Consider the following 17,446-nt stretch of genomic DNA (forward strand, 5'->3'; position numbering starts at 1 on the left):
GTGCACAAAATAAAAGGTAGCTTCCCATTTTAGGGAGCTACCTTTTTATTTTTGCCACTATTCTTTCTAGTAATATCGATTAATGCATATGATTCACTAATTTATTATATTGTTCTTCAGTTAATGATTCATTTGAAGATGCTAGTGTTTCACCAATGACTTCTTTTAAAGATGATTTTGAAGAGACGGTTTCTGCGTAATCTCCTCTAATTGTTGGTCCATCTATGATATTCACACTACCATCTGTAAAATAAACAAGTCCTATACTCTTGATTTGACGTTTTAAGTGTTCATTTATTTTATCTTCTAATACTTTGGCATTTTGAGAAGATTGTTCATATGGATCATAATTATAAAATTCAAAAATCACTGAGTTATTTTTGATACGTTCTATAAATGTATAACTTGTTTTTCGTGTTGTTTGAAATTGTGAATGATATTGATTCGCAATGTAGCGACCGACAGTTTGATTTACTGTGTCTTCATTATTAGATAAAGATTCTAAGTTAGAGTCTACATTAAAATGGTAGAACGTTTTTTGTTTCCAATTTTTAACATTAATGTTGAAGAGCCCTTTATCAGTTATCACGATATAATCGAATGTTCTTGCATATTCAAATAACGGATGTTTTACTGCAAGATTACTTGTAGCAATGATGTCATAAAACTTAATCTTAGTTTCTGTTTTGTATTGTGATAAAATTTCATTTAAATCCTGTTTGGCTTTTCTTAATCCATGATGATATGTATCGTTATTTGCATCAATATCTAACATCTGATTTTTTAAGTATGTGTTTTCACTCGTAACCATACTGATTTTATTAACTAATTGATTCTTAGAATATATTTCAGTATCAAGCTTATGTTTCATAAGGTGATGATTTATAAATACAATAATAATTAATAGAACAATTATTATAAGTAAAATAGAAATTAAAAACATGTGTATCATCCTAATCTTAATTTAATTTTTAACAAGGTTTATTTTACGCCTTTCTTTAAAGTAGTACAAATTGTATTTATTAAATTGTTATAAAAAATACAATAAAATCATTATTAATAACAATTGTGATTATTTGTGTGATTATTCCTATAATAAAAGTTAACTAAGTGAACGTTTGAACAATGATTTATAGTTTTACTTATGACTATAAATAGATATAATAAATTATGCGCAATATAAATAGTGTAGATGGAGGACGACAATTTGAGTGCTATTAAAAGTTATCTCGAGCAAATTACTGAGAAGATCAATGAAAATGAAATTATCGCATTTGATAATCATCCTGTTGCTTATAAAATAATTGATCAATTATTTTATAATGGAATTAAAATCTCAGTGATTAGTTATTCTACGGATATTATTAAATATGTAGCTAAACATACAAATTTTAATATTATATTATCAAATGGTGTGGTTAGCAGTGAATATCATATTATAGTAGGGACAGATGTTGCTCAAACATTTTCAAAATATCGTATTAGTCGGTATTTTGCTACTATGCCTTATATGGCAGATAATTCATTATATCAGACTATACCTGAAGTAGCTGAAATTCAAGTTGCGCTAATACAAAGTGCTGATCAATTTTTGCTTATTAATAGACCTGAATTTTTAAATACCAGATTAGCACATGATTTTATACATATAGGTGATTTTTAAAATTAAATGTGTTTTATTTCACATTTTCATGTTTTATACATTGAAAAACGCTTCTACAAATTATATAATGAATATTATTGGAAACGCTTACTTTGAATAGGAGGTGCTCATTTGCCAGATACTAAAAATAATAATATTAAACAAATTGTAGAGACGCTAAATGAAAATGTAGCTAGTTTATTTAAATATAATGGTGAAGTTGCTAAACAATTATTTTTGCATGATAAATTTAATTTAAATGGAAAAGTAGACATAAGTGTTGAAAGAAAATTTTTAGGGGAAGTTTTAAAATATATACCTAAAACATTTAAATCTGTGCTATATGATGGCACATCCTCAACGTCAGATTTCACGAAAATTGATTTTCCTAAAGTGACACACGCTAATATCTTTGATAACGAAGATATCATCATGACGATTATTGTTTATGATGTAGAAGATGAAGATTGGATGTTTAGATGGAATCATAATATTAGGATGCACTGAGAAACATATTTATTTCCATTCAATCAAATGGGATGTAGATTATGTTAAACCAGAAATCGTCTTGATGTATGAATTGTTGGATCCTATCGATTATCATCAAATTCCTAATTATAGAAGTGTCATTGATTCATTAAGTTATTATCAATTCGTTATCTTACGCTTAGTTGTTGGAGATGAACGTATTAACCAAGCATTAATTTCAGAAAAGAAAGCAATATAAAATCCTTCAAATCAGAATGTCAGTCTTTTAACTAAAGCACATTTGATTTGAAGGATTTCTTTATTTAATATTTATGAATGCATCGTGTTAGATTTTTAAACATTGACCATTATAGCAGTATTCATATGTTGATTTAACCGCTTTTTCTGCATCTGTTACATCTATACCGAACATGATAGATATTTCCGAAGCACCTTGGTTCATCATTTTTAAATTTATATTAGCTTCGGCAAGCGCATGCGTTATTGTATTGGCTGTGCCGACAATTCTATGCATACCTTCTCCTACGATCATGAGTACAGCTAAATCGTGCTCTACACTCAACTCATCAACATCACAACGTTCGCGAATATCGTTTAAGACTTGCTCTTCTCTATGTTGAATTTCTTTTGAACGCATTATGATACTGATACTGTCTATACCTGAAGGCATGTGATCGAATGAAATCTCATAATCTTCAAGTACACCTAATATTTTACGTGTAAAACCAACTTGTCTATTCATTAAGTATTTTTTGATGTTCAGTACTGTGAAGTCTTTGTCACAACTAATACCACTGACAACGTTATTAGAGTTTATTTCTCTATCATGACGAATATATGTCCCTATATCATTAGGTCTATTCGTATTTTTAATGACGACAGGAATTCTATCTTTATGCAATGGCCGCAGTGCTTCATCATGGAAGACACCAAAGCCGGCGTATGAAAGTTCACGCATTTCTCTATAAGTAATTTCATCAATCACTTCAGGATCTTTTACTATAGAAGGATTGGCTCTGAAAATACCAGATACATCTGTAAAGTTTTCATATATATCTGCTCTAACACCTCTAGCGACAATTGCTCCAGTAATATCAGAACCGCCACGTGGGAATGTAACAATGTAATTTTGTCTTGAAAGGCCAAAGAAACCGGGAATAATTAATTTTTCATCATATGCTCTTAATTTATACAATGCTTCATAAGATTGATCTAAGATTTGGGCATTTTGGGGTAAATCTGTAACAGTTATGCCGAGCATCTCCGGGCGAAATATAACGGGTAGGGATGCCTTGACTGTTATTATACTCAGCGATCAATTGAGCATTAAAGTTTTCTCCACAAGATAATAAAGCATCTAACAAACGAGAAGGTTTGTCTTTTAATGTAGCAATGTAAGATTCTAGTGTTTGATCAATCGTAGATAGTAATGTATCACTCATATGTAATTCATGAATAATATCGGCATAGCGCTGAATGATTTCTTCTTTTTTAGAAATATAGTCTAAACGATCAATTACTTTTTCGTATAGACGAATTAATAAATCAGTTGTTTTCACATCTTCTTTATGTCGTTTCCCTGGTGCAGAAACAATAGTGATTTTTCTATCTTCGTCCGAATTAACAATATTTAATACTTTTTTTATTTGTTCTGCATTAGAAACAGAACTTCCTCCAAATTTTGAAACTTTCATAGTGACATACAACCTTTCTAAAAAATCAGAAAATTTTGTTTAGTTTTTATCACGAGAGTGATAGGATAGATATACGATTTAGATTTTCAAGCTTTACAAAAATAATGAATGAATTTATACTATACCATATTCAAGTATTTTTCAACTGTACAATTGTATTTTTTAGAAGAACAATCGGAGGAATGAATTTATGAAGGAATTAAATGTAGCCCTGCTCGGTTTAGGTACTGTAGGTTCAGGTGTAGTAAAAATTATTGAAGAGAATAGAGAACAAATTAAAGAAACAATGAACAAAGATATTAATATTAGACATATCTTGGTACGCGACAAGAGTCGTTCAAGACCTATAAATGTTTCGAAGTATCATTTGACGGAAGACATTGATGAAATATTAAATGATGATTCAATTGATATCGTCGTAGAAGTCATGGGTGGTATTGAACCAACAGTAGATTGGTTGAAACGTGCTTTAAGCGAGAAAAAACATGTTATTACAGCAAATAAGGATTTATTGGCAGTTCACTTGAATGTATTAGAAGAATTAGCTCAAAAAAATGATGTAGCTTTAAAATATGAAGCAAGTGTTGCGGGTGGTATACCAATCGTCAATGCGATAAATAACGGTTTAAATGCAAATAATATCAGTAAATTCATGGGTATTTTAAATGGAACATCAAACTTTATTTTAAGTAAAATGACACAAGAAGAAACATCATTTAAAGATGCTTTAGACGAAGCGCAAAGATTAGGTTTTGCTGAAGCAGATCCTACTGATGATGTTGAAGGCATCGATGCGACAAGAAAAGTAGTAATTACGTCTTATTTATCATTTAACCAAGTCATCAATTTAGCTGATGTAGATAGACATGGTATTAGTGACGTTGAACTTTCAGATATTAAAGTAGCCGATGAATTAGGATATAAAATCAAATTAATTGGTAAAGGTACATATGAAAATAGCCAAGTACAAGCTTCTGTAGCGCCAACACTAGTTAATAAATCGCATCAATTAGCTTCAGTTGAAGATGAATTCAATGCAATTTATGTTATCGGTGATGCTGTCGGTGAAACAATGTTTTATGGTAAAGGTGCAGGTAGTTTAGCTACAGGTAGTGCTGTAGTAAGTGACTTATTGAATGTCACATTAAACTTTGAAACGAATTTGCATACATTACCACCACACTTTGAATTGAAAACTGCAGAAACAAAAGAAATGATGGATGACGAGGATACAATTTCGTTTAAAGATAAAGAAAGTTATTACTTAGTAGTCCAAACAGATGGTGAAGAAATAAACAAAGTTGAAACTCAAATTAAAAGTATATTACCTTTCCATAAATCATTATCAGTATCAGAGCGTGATGCGCATACTGTAGGTATAGTCATCGTTGGTATCGATGAAGCACCAGAGACCTCTATTACAGAGTCAGGTTATATTGTTAAGAAAATTTATCCAGTAGAAGGGGTTTAATATTTATGAAAAGATGGCAAGGATTAGTAGAAGAATTTAAATCATATTTACCCGTAAATGAAGCAACACCACAGTTAACATTAAATGAAGGACATACCCCTTTAATTTACTGTGAGAACATGTCAGAGATGCTTGATATTGAATTACATGTGAAGTATGAAGGTGCAAATCCAACAGGTTCGTTTAAAGATAGAGGTATGGTTATGGCTATGGCCAAAGCAAAAGAAGAAGGCAAAAAAATAGTGATTTGTGCTTCTACAGGTAATACATCAGCATCAGCTGCAGCATACGCTGCACGTGCTGGTTTAAAAGCAATCGTTGTAATACCAGAAGGGAAAATTGCTTTAGGCAAATTATCTCAAGCTGTTATGTATGGTGCTGAAATTGTTTCAATAGAAGGCAATTTCGATGAAGCTTTAGAAATTGTTCAAGAAGTTGCTAAAAATGGTGAAATTGCACTTGTAAATTCAGTGAATCCATACCGTATTGAAGGTCAAAAAACAGGTGCCTTTGAAGTAATTCAACAATTGGACGGTGTTGCCCCTGATATTTTATCTATACCAGTAGGTAATGCTGGAAACATTTCGGCTTATTGGAAAGGTTTTAAAGAATATCACGACAAGCATGATACGCAATTACCTAACATGTACGGATTCCAAGCTGAAGGTGCTTCGCCAATTGTACAAAACAAAGTAGTGAAGGATCCTGATACAGTTGCAACAGCAATTAGAATAGGGAACCCTGCAAGTTGGGATAAAGCGACAAATGCATTGAATGAATCTAATGGATTAGTCGACAGTGTAACTGATGAAGAAATCTTAGAAGCATATCAACTTATGGCACGAAAAGAAGGCGTCTTTAGTGAACCCGCAAGTAATGCTTCAATCGCGGGATTAATTAAACTACACCGTTCTGGAAAACTACCAAAAGGTAAAAAGGTAGTAGCTGTATTAACAGGTAATGGCTTAAAAGATCCTGACACTGCAATTTCTTTATTAGATAACCCTATTAAACCTTTACCAAATGATAGAAAGAGTATTCTAGACTACATCAAAGGAGCACTATAGCATGAGCGATAGGTTATATTTAAAAATTCCGGCATCTACTGCAAATTTAGGTGTCGGTTTTGATTCTATAGGAATGGCTTTAAATAAATTTTTATATTTAGATGTGAAAGTAAGTAAGAATAATGTTTGGACATTTAACCATAACGGCCCAAATGTTGAAGGATTACCAACTGATGACAGTCACTATATTTTCCAAGTTGCTCAAAAGGTTGCGCGTAAGTATAACGTTACTTTACCCAACTTAGATATAGAAATGAGAAGTGAAATTCCATTAGCGAGAGGATTAGGTTCTTCAGCCTCTGCATTGGTAGGTGCGCTTTATATTGCTAACTATTTTGGTGATATAGAATTGTCTAAGTATGAATTGCTTCAACTTGCTACAGAATTTGAAGGGCATCCTGATAATGTCGCACCTACGATATATGGTGGTTTAGTACTCGGGTATTATAATCCAGATACAAAGGTTACAGATGTGTCTTATATTGACACACCGAAAGTAGATATTATTATCACAATTCCATCATATGAATTGAAGACAACTGACTCAAGAAATGCGTTGCCTGATACTTTTTCACACAAAAAAGCGGTTCAAAACAGTGCAATAAGTAATACGATGATTAGTGCACTCATACAGCATAATTATGAACTTGCCGGCAAGATGATGGAGCAAGATGGCTTCCATGAACCTTATAGACAGCATTTAATACCTGAGTTCCAATCGATTAAAGCGATTGCTAAACAGTACCAAGCCTATGCGACAGTAATAAGTGGTGCAGGGCCTACAGTATTAAATTTAATTGCACCTGAACGTAGTGGTGAGTTGGTAAGAGAATTAAAGCATGAATTTGAAAGTTGCCGATCTGAACTTGTTACAATCAACGAATCTGGTGTAGAAACTAAAGTATTGTACCAACATCTTTAATTTGGTGTAGTATAGAATGAAGATGTTGAAAGGAGATAGGCAACATGAGTAAATATAAAGTAATAGTAATGGATATGGACGATACGTTGATGAATGCTGAAAATAAAGTCAGCCCTGAGACAGAATCTTATTTAATTGAGATACAAAAACAAGGGTATAAAGTTATTTTAGCTTCAGGTCGTCCAACTGAAGGTATGCTACCCACTGCGAAATTGTTAGAGTTAGATCGATATAATAGTTATGTGATTAGTTACAATGGTGGTCAAACAATCAATGTTCGTGATGAAGCGGTTGAAGTGAGCCGAGCAATAACGAAAGAAAATTTTGATTTAATTGTAGATTTTTGTAGAAAACATGAATTGTTTGTTTTAACTTATCAAGATGGTCACATCATATATGAAGGTGAACACGAATACATGAACATTGAATCAGAGCTTACTGGTTTACCAATGAAGCATGTAGTTGATATAAAGGCGTATATTCAATCAGATGTGCCTAAAATTATGGGCGTTGATTATGTTTCTAAAGTTTCAGCTATTAACACTGAATTAGATGGCAGTTTCAATGAAGCTGTAGATGTTACAACAAGCAAACCTTACTTTTTAGAATTTATGACAAAAGACGTATCTAAAGGAAATGCAATTATTGCTCTATGTGAGAAATTGGATATAGATATAGCACAAGTCGTCGCATTTGGTGATAGTTCTAACGATATATCAATGCTTGAAGTTGTAGGCTATGCAGTAGCTATGGACAACGCAAATGACGCTGTGAAGGCTGTAGCTGATGAAATTACTTTAAGTAATATTGATAATGGCATTCCACATACGTTACAAAAAATAATAAAATAGGCTTGGATTTAAGTTTAGTTTATATTTGTTCAATTTAAAAAATCACCAATTCCTTGGCATATCAAGCCATTGAATTGGTGATTTGTTTTATGAATAGAGCAATCGTCTAAAGTTCGTTTACGTATTTATTTTGCTGTATGTGTCCATTCATTTTTACCGCGATGTCGTTTAACATGCGCGTATACCTGATCAGCCGCATAATCTAAATTTGTGTAGACTGTAATAGAAAATGCGGATTGATTCTCTTCAAAATCTTCTTCGAGAAATAAATCTTTAAGATGGTTAAAAAGACTTTCCATTTGTGAATGGTCTAAACTACTATACTCCCTTAATGTGCGTTTAATTAAGCGGTTATGTCTATCTTCAAGTGATTGCACAACAATAACGAAGCGTTCCTCAGTTTCTAAAATATCGTCAAATAAATTCGTTTGTCCAATCATAATTTCCACCTCTAAGTTACGTTTATTATTATAATCCATTATACTATATTTCTCTTCAACTGAAAATATCATCGCCTTATAGATTTGAATATGTGTTGAATTCAATAAACACGATTTATTATAAAAGAAAAAGCATTGATGCACAGAAACAAATAATTGCTTCTGTGCATCAATGCTAAGACATTAACTGTAATCGTGACTTTTTAAATCCAACTCTTCAAGTTTAACAATTTTAGTTTTTTTGAAATACTTATGACCAAAGTAAACAATAGCTAAAATCACCATAGGGAAAATATTTCGGAATAATGCTCCGAAATCACGAGCCATTACAGCACCAAATGAATTTCCAACAAATAAGAATAGTAAAGCAAGAATTACAATGATAGGTCCTAATGGGTAAAATGGTGCTTTATAAGGAAGTACATCATCAGGATTTTTATTTTGTTTTTTAATTGCTGACCGTAATCTTATTTGTGCTAAAATACTGGATCCCCAAATTACAATGACTAAAGAACCAATGATATTAAGTAATGTGAAAATAATATCAGATTTGAATTGGGCGATAATAATTATAGCTAATACAATGATAAAAGTAACAAAAAGTGCGGCCATTGGTAATTTTGTAGTTTTATTTAATTTACCTAAGAATCTTGGTGCTTGCTTATCTTCTGCCATTGAGAATAGCATACGACTCGTAGTATAGATACCTGAGTTCGCTGCAGATAATAATGCAGTTAAAATTACAGCGTTAATTACAGATGCTCGCAAATGCAATACCTACACGGTCAAATACAATTGTAAATGGACTTTGTGCTACTGATTCACTTTTGTTCAATAACATTGGATCAGTATAAGGAATAATTGCTGATATGACAGCTATTGATAATACATAGAATAATAAAATTCTCCAAAATACTTGTTTAATTGCTTTAGGCATTGAACGATGCGGATTGGAGGATTCTCCAGCCGTTACAGCAACAACCTCAGTACCACCAACAGAGAAACCCGCGACCAGTAATACGCCTAAGAAGCCTGAAATCCCACCAACAAACGGTGCTTCTCCGCTTGTGAAATTGCTTAAACCATATGTTTTACCACCTAAGATACCAACAATAGTTAATACACCAATCACAATAAATACAACAATTGTGATAACTTTTATAAGTGACAACCAAAATTCTGTTTCACCAAAAGCTTTAACTGAAAAAATGTTCAGTAAAAAGAGTAAACATAAAAAGATAATACTCCACGTCATTGGTGAGAAGAATTGAAATACATCCCAATAATAAAGTACGCTTGCAGATATAATGATATCAACACTCGTTACGAGTAACCATATTGCCCAATATAACCAACCCATCGTAAAGCCTAATGAACTATCCACGAAACGGGTAGAGTATGAACTGAATGACCCCGAAACAGGATAAAACGTAGCTAATTCACCGATAGATGACATTAAGAAATACAGCATTACGCCAATAATCAAGTACGCCAATATTGCGCCGCCTGGACCAGACTTGAGATATAACATTCCCAGTTGCTACAAATAAACCAGTACCGATGGCGCCGCCTATTGCTATCATTGAAATATGTCGAGAGTTAAGACCACGATTCATATTATTTTGTGCCATAAAAAATCTCCTATAATCTATTGAATTTTATATATACAGTCCATTTTAATGCTTTTAAGTGATACAAGCAATGCCTTTTGTGACTTAAAATTCATAAAATATTTAAATATTTAGAAAACTTTCACATATTTCAATGATACTTTGTTGCTTTTAAAATCATATTACATTAAAATAAGTGCTAGATAATAATTATTATTATTTAGAAAATCGAGGGGGAATTTTTATGAGTAATGATAAAAAATTGACAAGCCTTTTTGGTGCGCCAGTCTCGGACAGAGAAAATAGTATGACGGCAGGACCTAGAGGACCACTATTAATGCAAGATTGGTACTTTTTAGAGCAAATGGCTCATTTTGATAGAGAAGTTATTCCTGAACGACGCATGCATGCGAAGGGTTCTGGAGCATTTGGTACATTCACAGTAACAAATGATATTACAAAATATACTTCTGCAAGTATTTTTTCAGAAGTTGGAAAACAAACAGAAATGTTTGCACGTTTTTCAACAGTAGCCGGAGAGCGTGGTGCGGCAGACGCTGAACGTGATATCCGTGGATTTGCTTTGAAATTTTATACGGATGAAGGTAACTGGGATTTAGTAGGTAATAACACACCAGTATTCTTCTTTAGAGATCCTAAATTATTCGCGAGTCTTAATCACGCAGTAAAACGTGATCCACGAACTAATATGCGTAGTTCGCAAAACAATTGGGACTTTTGGACTTCGTTACCAGAAGCATTACATCAAGTAACAATCTTGATGTCAGATAGAGGGATTCCAAAAGGTTTTAGAAATATGCATGGCTTCGGTTCTCATACTTATTCAATGTACAATGACAAAGGTGAACGTGTATGGGTGAAATTCCATCACAGAACTCAACAAGGCATTGAAAACTTACAACCTGAGGAAGTAGCAAGCGTTATTGCTAACGATAGAGAATCATCACAACGTGATTTATTCGAAGCAATCGAAAATAAAGATTATCCAAAATGGAAATTATATATTCAAGTGATGACTGAAGAGCAAGCAAGAAATCATAAAGATAATCCATTCGATTTAACTAAAGTTTGGTATAAAGGTGATTATCCGCTAATTGAAGTTGGTGAATGGGAACTGAACCGTAACCCTGATAACTACTTCCAAGATGTTGAACAAGCCGCATTTGCGCCAACAAACATTGTACCAGGATTAGATTTTTCACCGGATAAAATGTTACAAGGCCGCTTATTCTCATATGGTGATACACAACGTTACAGACTGGGTGCTAACCATTGGCAAATTCCAGTAAACCAACCTAAAGGTGTAGGTGTTGAAAATATTTGTCCATTCAGTAGAGATGGTCAAATGAGAATTTTAGATAATAATCAAGGCGGTGGCACACACTATTATCCAAATAGTGATGGTTCTTTTGAAGATCAACCACAATTTAAAAAACCTGGATTACCAATTGAAGGCGAAGCATATGAATATGATTTTAGACAAGATGATGACAATTACTTCGAACAACCAGGTCGCTTGTTTAGATTACAATCTAAAGAGCAACAAGAGCGTATATTTGTAAATACTGCAAATGAAATGCAAGGTACTACATTAGAAGTTCAACACCGTCATATCCGTCACTGTTACAAAGCTGATAGTGAATATGGTAAAGGCGTAGCGAATGCATTAGGTATTGATATCAATGATGTAGATTTAGAAGTAGCAGACTAAGTTAATATGATGGGTATTAACTTTCTAAGATTTTTAAAACCTTAAAGCAGAATTTATAATTAAAGGTAGCTTCCAATATAATGGAGGCTACCTTTTTATGTTATCTCGTTTTAATTCCTAAAAAGTTTTGTGAATAAAAATGGATTTTACCGCAATTATTGCACATTAGTGCAATTAACGGCGTTGCATCATTTCCTAATGAAGCTGTTAATAAGGGCGCGAAATAATGCCCATTTAAAATTTCGATTTTAGGCTGTTCACAATTACAAATACTTTTGTCTTTTGTTTTTGTCGTTATTGAATTAATGATATGACTTTTCTGCTCGTCTGACATGTGGCGATTTTCCATAAAATTCTCCTCCAATAATAAATACTTATTCTATTATAAGATGTTTCACGGTTGATTAGAAGACTGCTTAAAAATTTAAAAGTGACAATTAAGTTGTAAAATGTTAATTAACACTTATTAATGACCTATAAGATTTGAAAGCTATGGAATGCATGGCAAAAGGGTTTATTTCTGTGTGATGATCTAATCAAATTTAAAGTTTCATAATAAAAATAAAGGAATCTCTATTATGAAAAAGCCCTTAGAAAATGAAATAAAAAAAGATACTCTCAATAAAAATGAATATAAAAAACATACTAAGATTAGCTGTGAAGAAATCTATGACGATAGATTTTTTCACAGCTATTTTTTATAGTTGTAGAGAGAAGTAGATCGAGCAGACTCTTGGATTTTAAATCCGTACTAAAAACTGATCAGCTTTACTCTCGCCTTTTGAAATTCGATTGTAGTATGTTGGGTTCTTGAAACCGTGTATAGGAAAGTGAAATGAGAAAGGTTAAGTAAAGTTTTCGCTTCTCAAACTTTTTTTAGGAGGTTTGATTTATATCGAATACTTAGGAATTGATATTAGTAAAAAAGATAGTGTAATTGCCCACTATTCTGAAAAGCAATTTGTTAAAGAATTTACAATGCAAAATAACCAAAATGGATTTAACCATTTACTTAAATATTTGAAGCAATTTCATGATATGTGTCTCATATTTGAATCGACTGGAATTTATTCAAGAGCTATGGCTAAGTTTTGTAAGACAAATCATATTAATTTCGTTGAAATTAATCCGTTAGAAGCAAAGTTTAAAACAAGTTCTTTAAGGTCCTGGAAAACGGATAAGTCTGACGCTCACAAGTTAGCTCTATTAGCACCAAATCTTTCAAAAAAGAGTATGAAACAATCAGATAGTTCTATTTATTTCGAATTAAGAGAAAGAGCTCGATTTCATCTTGAAATCGAAAATAATCAAAATCGTTTAAAAATAGAATTGATTGAAGTGCTTCATCAAACTTTTCCCGGATTAGAAAATCTTTTTAAAAATCGCTATTCTATAATTGCCCTTAATATTGCGGAATGCTTTTCTCATCCAGACTTTGTGCTTCAAAAAGCCCCACACACATTAACTTTAGATATACTTAACTCAACAAATAAAGGTATGTCTCTAGAAAAAGCAGACAAGTATTCAACACTTTTACTTCAATTAGCGAATGAAAGTTATCCAAATGTAGAAGCAGAATCATTTTTAGTCCAAAAAGTTCAAATTATTACTCAACAATTAAAATTTTCTATTCAACAGATGGATAAGCTAGATAATGAGATGATTGATTTAGCACGAGAATTAAATTGCTTTCAAAATATTATTTCTATTCCAGGTATAGGAGAATTAACAGCGGCGATGATTATTGGAGAATTGGGAGATATTTCTAACTTTCACTCTCATAAACAATTAAACGCATTTGTAGGTATTGATATCAAACGATATCAATCTGGGTTAACGCATTATAGAGACACAATTAATAAACGTGGAAACAAAAAAGCACGTCGTTTATTATTTTTGGTTATATGTAATATATTACGTGGTCAACACCGTTTTGAAAATCATATAGTAGATTATTATTATAAATTAAGAAAGCGACCTAATGAGAAATCTCATAAGACTGCAATAGTAGCTTGTATGAACCGCCTATTGAAAACAATTCATTATTTAGTTACTAATAATAAGTTATATGATTATCAAATGTCCCCACATTAAAACAATCATACAATCAAATATATATTAACACCTTATTTTAAAAAATAAAATCATAAGGTCTATTTTAGTATGCCTTTTTTAAATACTAGTACTTGACTAATCGTAGGAAATAGAGCCTGGGACATAGCATATGTCCTCAGGCTCATTTTTATATTGGCAGTGGCTGACTGAATTGAAAATGCGCTTATATCAAGCTTTTTTCAGTTCTAGTCAGCTGTGCTTGGGGTGGGACGACAAAATTTTATTAGAAAAATTAGATTTCTGTCCCACTCCCTATCTACGTTCTTAGGTGACACCATTATGGAAACACCTTTATTTCTGGAACTTAACAAATCATTTAAGTTCTGTATTACTTTTAAATATGTCGTATTCAAAAGATAAGGTCTAACATCATATTATTTTGTTTCGCGATGTAACGTATATTTGTTTAATCTTGGACAGAACTTTTTAAGTTCTATACGCTCGGGATTATTACGTTTATTTTTAGTAGTAATATAGTTACGCTCGCCAGACTCAGTACAAGCCAATGTAATATTTACGCGCAAAGTTGACACCTCTTTCTTAACAGGAATGATTACGCTTTAAAATTCTATCATATAAATTATTCAATTTCAATTACTTTTCTAAAATATATATGCATTAAAGAAGATATGAATTATCTCATTCAAACAAATTGTAATAATGAGTTGGATTTAGAACTTTCTATTTGATTAATTAAATAGATGTGTTATGATTTAAAACGAAATCATTACGATTTAAAAGGAGAGTTATATTAATGGCAAAAAAATCAAAAATAGCAAAAGAACAAAAAAGAGAACGGTTAGTCGCTCAGTATTATGAATTACGTCAAGAATTGAAAGCTAAAGGAGATTATGAAGCTTTAAGAAAATTACCACGAGATGCCTCACCAACAAGATTAACACGTCGTTGTAAAGTTACTGGAAGACCTAGAGGTGTTTACAGAAAATTTGCAATGTCTAGAATTGCTTTCCGTGAATATGCACATAAAGGACAAATTCCAGGTATTAAAAAATCAAGTTGGTAAATACGACCCAAGTTCGTTTACATTTATAGTAAAACAATGTATATTATCAATTGGTTAAGATAAATTAAAAAGTTATTGTTCGGAATCTGATGTAAAAACATGTATTTTCCTTATATAATATTTAAAATCATCATGAAAATCTTACCATTATATTATTGTTTTATTAAAGATGTTAGGGGTTTGTTAAATTATGAAAATTTTTGATTATGAAGATATCCAACTGATACCAAATAAATGTATTGTTGATAGTCGCTCTGAATGTGATACAACTGTTAAATTTGGTTCAAGAAACTTTAAATTGCCAGTAGTACCAGCAAATATGCAAACAGTGATGAATGAAGAATTAGCAGAATGGTTTGCAGAAAATAATTATTTTTATATTATGCATAGATTTGACGAAGAAGCTCGTATTCCATTTACTAAAAGGATGCAAGATAAAGGTTTGTTCGCATCTATTTCTGTAGGAGTGAAAGAGCGTGAATTCGGTTTTGTTGAAAAATTAGCAGCAGAAAAAATAATCCCTGACTATATTACAATTGATATTGCACATGGTCATTCAGATTCAGTCATTAATATGATTAAACATATAAAAGCACATATTCCAGAGACATTTGTAATAGGCTGGTAATGTGGGTACACCTGAAGGCGTTCGTGAACTTGAAAATGCCGGTGCAGATGCTACGAAAGTAGGTATAGGCCCTGGTCGCGTTTGTATTACTAAAATTAAAACTGGTTTTGGAACTGGTGGTCGGCAGTTATCAGCACTCAACCATTGTAGTAAAGCAAGCACGAAAACCAATCATCGCTGATGGTGGTATCAGAACACATGGTGATATCGCTAAATCAATTCGCTTTGGCGCATCAATGGTAATGGTGGGTTCATTATTTGCGAGCACATGAAGAATCTCCTGGCGAAACTGTTGAATTAGATGGTAAAATGTATAAAGAATACTTTGGTAGTGCTTCTGAATTCCAAAAAGGCGAACACAAAAATGTTGAAGGTAAAAAAATGTTTGTTGAACACAAAGGTTCTTTACTGAATACTTTAATAGAAATGCAACAAGATTTACAAAGTTCAATTTCATATTCAGGTGGCAAAGATTTGAATGCGTTAAGAAAAGTGGATTATGTAATTGTTAGAAACTCTATTTTTAATGGTGATAGAGACTAGTTTTATAGTGGGTGTATAAAATCAGAAAAATTTTATTATATATAGTTGTTTTGTTAATCATAGTATTAGTCGTTCCAATCAAAGAAACAGCTCCTATGACATCGTTACAACAACAGTTTAAATCAAAAGTGGATGGTTGGACATCAGAACAATCTACTTCTGATGATGCGTTGAAAGTGCCGAGTGAACAAGAATTTGCTGTGAATAATATTCAAATGAACATGACTAAAGATGAAGTTGACAAAAAGTTAGGAGACGCACAACGTGTGACTTCTAGTGAGTACGGTACAAATTGGCATACTTACTACTCTGGTGATTATAGATCATTTGTGATGGTGAGTTACATTGATGATAAAGTAAATGCACTTTATAGTAATCAGAATGTGATTTCATCAAAATCAAAAATTAAATATGGAACACCCAAAGAAGTCGTTAGAGATAGATTAGGTGAACCTATTACTGAAAAAGAAAAAGGTCATGTAAAATTTGATGTGCAAGATGACGAATTCGACAATTTCCATGATGATCAGATTTATACAACAGCTTTTTACGACAAACATGAGAACAATAACTTAACTGCACTTTTACAAGTTAGTGAAAAAATGGAAAACCGCTTACAACAACAATACGCCGCACCATCAGAAGGGTTAGCGCAAAGTTTCGAATTACAAAACTTTGATTTAGTAAACGCTGAGAGAGTCCAACGTGATTTAGCCTCGTTAAATTATTCGGCTAGTATTTCTGATACTGCTAGAAAACATAGTGTAGATATGGCAGAGCATGATTATTTTGATCATGATAATTTATCAGGTGATTCACCATTCGACAGATTAGAAGCTGACGGTCATGATTTTAATGCGGCAGGTGAAAATCTAGCTTATGGTCAAACAAGTAGCATTTATGCACACCAAGGTTTAATGAATTCATTGGGACATAGAAAGAACATACTAAAAAAAGAATTCAAAACATTAGGTGTAGGTGTCGACTTTAATGAAGATAGACAACCTTATTGGACTGAAAATTACAGTGGATAGTGTTTATTGATTGTTATAAGAGGGTATCTTATAATTTGTGAGGATGAATAAGTTATGACAACAAATAAAAAAGATAAAACAGAAGATATACTTGAAAAAGTAAAAGAAGTCTTAGATAAAAAAGACAAAAAATAAGAGGTTGAGCTCATTGCTCAATCTCTTATTTTTGTGAGAGTGTTTTTAA

Annotated in this window: 13 protein-coding genes and 4 pseudogenes; 11 read left to right on the plus strand and 6 right to left on the minus strand. The window is 32.1% G+C overall.

The window, feature by feature from the left end:
- Window positions 1–79: 79 nt before the first annotated feature.
- Window positions 80–943, minus strand: a complete 864-nt coding sequence (locus ABLV90_RS10660; protein WP_427704675.1) for a hypothetical protein — start codon at window positions 941–943, stop codon at window positions 80–82.
- 264 nt (window positions 944–1,207) lie between these two features.
- On the opposite strand from ABLV90_RS10660, the gene ABLV90_RS10665 reads away from it, so the two are divergent.
- Entirely contained in the window at window positions 1,208–1,663 is a 456-nt protein-coding gene (locus ABLV90_RS10665; protein WP_460872615.1) for a hypothetical protein, read from the plus strand.
- Window positions 1,664–1,774: 111 nt separating this feature from the next.
- Window positions 1,775–2,369 (plus strand): annotated as a pseudogene (locus ABLV90_RS10670) (hypothetical protein).
- Window positions 2,370–2,456: 87 nt separating this feature from the next.
- Here the strand turns inward: ABLV90_RS10670 and ABLV90_RS10675 are convergent.
- Window positions 2,457–3,825, minus strand: a pseudogene (locus tag ABLV90_RS10675) (aspartate kinase).
- A gap of 190 nt (window positions 3,826–4,015) precedes the next feature.
- Here ABLV90_RS10675 and ABLV90_RS10680 point away from each other — a divergent pair.
- The 4 genes from ABLV90_RS10680 to ABLV90_RS10695 are packed head-to-tail and all read left to right on the plus strand — an operon-like array spanning window position 4,016 to window position 8,136.
- A complete protein-coding gene (locus ABLV90_RS10680; protein WP_460872616.1) occupies window positions 4,016–5,296 on the plus strand; it encodes a homoserine dehydrogenase in 1,281 nt (426 codons plus the stop codon).
- 5 nt (window positions 5,297–5,301) lie between these two features.
- Window positions 5,302–6,363, plus strand: coding sequence for a threonine synthase (gene thrC / locus ABLV90_RS10685; RefSeq protein WP_069832829.1), 1,062 nt, complete (start codon window positions 5,302–5,304; stop codon window positions 6,361–6,363).
- 1 nt (window position 6,364) lies between these two features.
- Window positions 6,365–7,285: a homoserine kinase gene (thrB, locus tag ABLV90_RS10690; RefSeq protein ID WP_069815910.1), complete on the plus strand. Its 921-nt coding sequence runs from the start codon at window positions 6,365–6,367 to the stop codon at window positions 7,283–7,285.
- Window positions 7,286–7,329: 44 nt separating this feature from the next.
- The gene (locus ABLV90_RS10695; RefSeq protein WP_427707797.1) at window positions 7,330–8,136 is read left to right on the plus strand and encodes a Cof-type HAD-IIB family hydrolase; all 807 of its coding nucleotides are present in this window, start codon (window positions 7,330–7,332) and stop codon (window positions 8,134–8,136) included.
- Window positions 8,137–8,261: 125 nt separating this feature from the next.
- Here the strand turns inward: ABLV90_RS10695 and ABLV90_RS10700 are convergent, their stop codons facing one another.
- Together ABLV90_RS10700 and ABLV90_RS10705 are read right to left on the minus strand one after the other, a co-directional pair.
- Window positions 8,262–8,576, minus strand: a complete 315-nt coding sequence (locus ABLV90_RS10700) for a hypothetical protein (protein ID WP_002507777.1) — start codon at window positions 8,574–8,576, stop codon at window positions 8,262–8,264.
- A 183-nt stretch (window positions 8,577–8,759) separates the two neighbouring features.
- A pseudogene (locus tag ABLV90_RS10705) lies at window positions 8,760–10,207 on the minus strand (amino acid permease).
- Window positions 10,208–10,430: 223 nt separating this feature from the next.
- Between ABLV90_RS10705 and ABLV90_RS10710 the strand changes: the two are divergent.
- Window positions 10,431–11,918, plus strand: coding sequence for a catalase (locus ABLV90_RS10710; protein ID WP_427707799.1), 1,488 nt, complete (start codon window positions 10,431–10,433; stop codon window positions 11,916–11,918).
- A 100-nt stretch (window positions 11,919–12,018) separates the two neighbouring features.
- On the opposite strand, the gene ABLV90_RS10715 is transcribed toward ABLV90_RS10710, so the two are convergent.
- Window positions 12,019–12,267 (minus strand): hypothetical protein, encoded by a 249-nt coding sequence (locus ABLV90_RS10715; RefSeq protein WP_427704662.1) that lies wholly within the window; start codon window positions 12,265–12,267, stop codon window positions 12,019–12,021.
- 545 nt (window positions 12,268–12,812) lie between these two features.
- On the opposite strand from ABLV90_RS10715, the gene ABLV90_RS10720 reads away from it, so the two are divergent.
- Window positions 12,813–14,012 carry an IS110 family transposase gene (locus tag ABLV90_RS10720; protein WP_460872878.1) on the plus strand — a complete coding sequence of 400 codons (1,200 nt, stop codon included), beginning with the start codon at window positions 12,813–12,815 and terminating at the stop codon, window positions 14,010–14,012.
- A 395-nt stretch (window positions 14,013–14,407) separates the two neighbouring features.
- Here the strand turns inward: ABLV90_RS10720 and rpmG are convergent, their stop codons facing one another.
- A complete protein-coding gene (rpmG, locus tag ABLV90_RS10725) occupies window positions 14,408–14,557 on the minus strand; it encodes a 50S ribosomal protein L33 (protein ID WP_002507773.1) in 150 nt (49 codons plus the stop codon).
- A 230-nt stretch (window positions 14,558–14,787) separates the two neighbouring features.
- Between rpmG and rpsN the strand changes: the two genes are divergently transcribed.
- The 3 genes and pseudogenes from rpsN (at window position 14,788) to ABLV90_RS10740 (ending at window position 17,262) form a co-directional block, all read left to right on the plus strand.
- Window positions 14,788–15,057, plus strand: coding sequence for a 30S ribosomal protein S14 (gene rpsN, locus ABLV90_RS10730; RefSeq protein ID WP_427704659.1), 270 nt, complete (start codon window positions 14,788–14,790; stop codon window positions 15,055–15,057).
- Window positions 15,058–15,247: 190 nt separating this feature from the next.
- Window positions 15,248–16,228: pseudogene (guaC, locus tag ABLV90_RS10735) on the plus strand (GMP reductase).
- Window positions 16,229–16,239: 11 nt separating this feature from the next.
- The gene (locus tag ABLV90_RS10740; RefSeq protein WP_427704654.1) at window positions 16,240–17,262 is read left to right on the plus strand and encodes a CAP domain-containing protein; all 1,023 of its coding nucleotides are present in this window, start codon (window positions 16,240–16,242) and stop codon (window positions 17,260–17,262) included.
- Window positions 17,263–17,446 lie beyond the last annotated feature (184 nt).

Source organism: Staphylococcus sp. 2S1 (assembly GCF_046721335.1).
In the GTDB taxonomy this organism is placed as follows: Bacteria; Bacillota; Bacilli; order Staphylococcales; family Staphylococcaceae; genus Staphylococcus; species Staphylococcus equorum_A.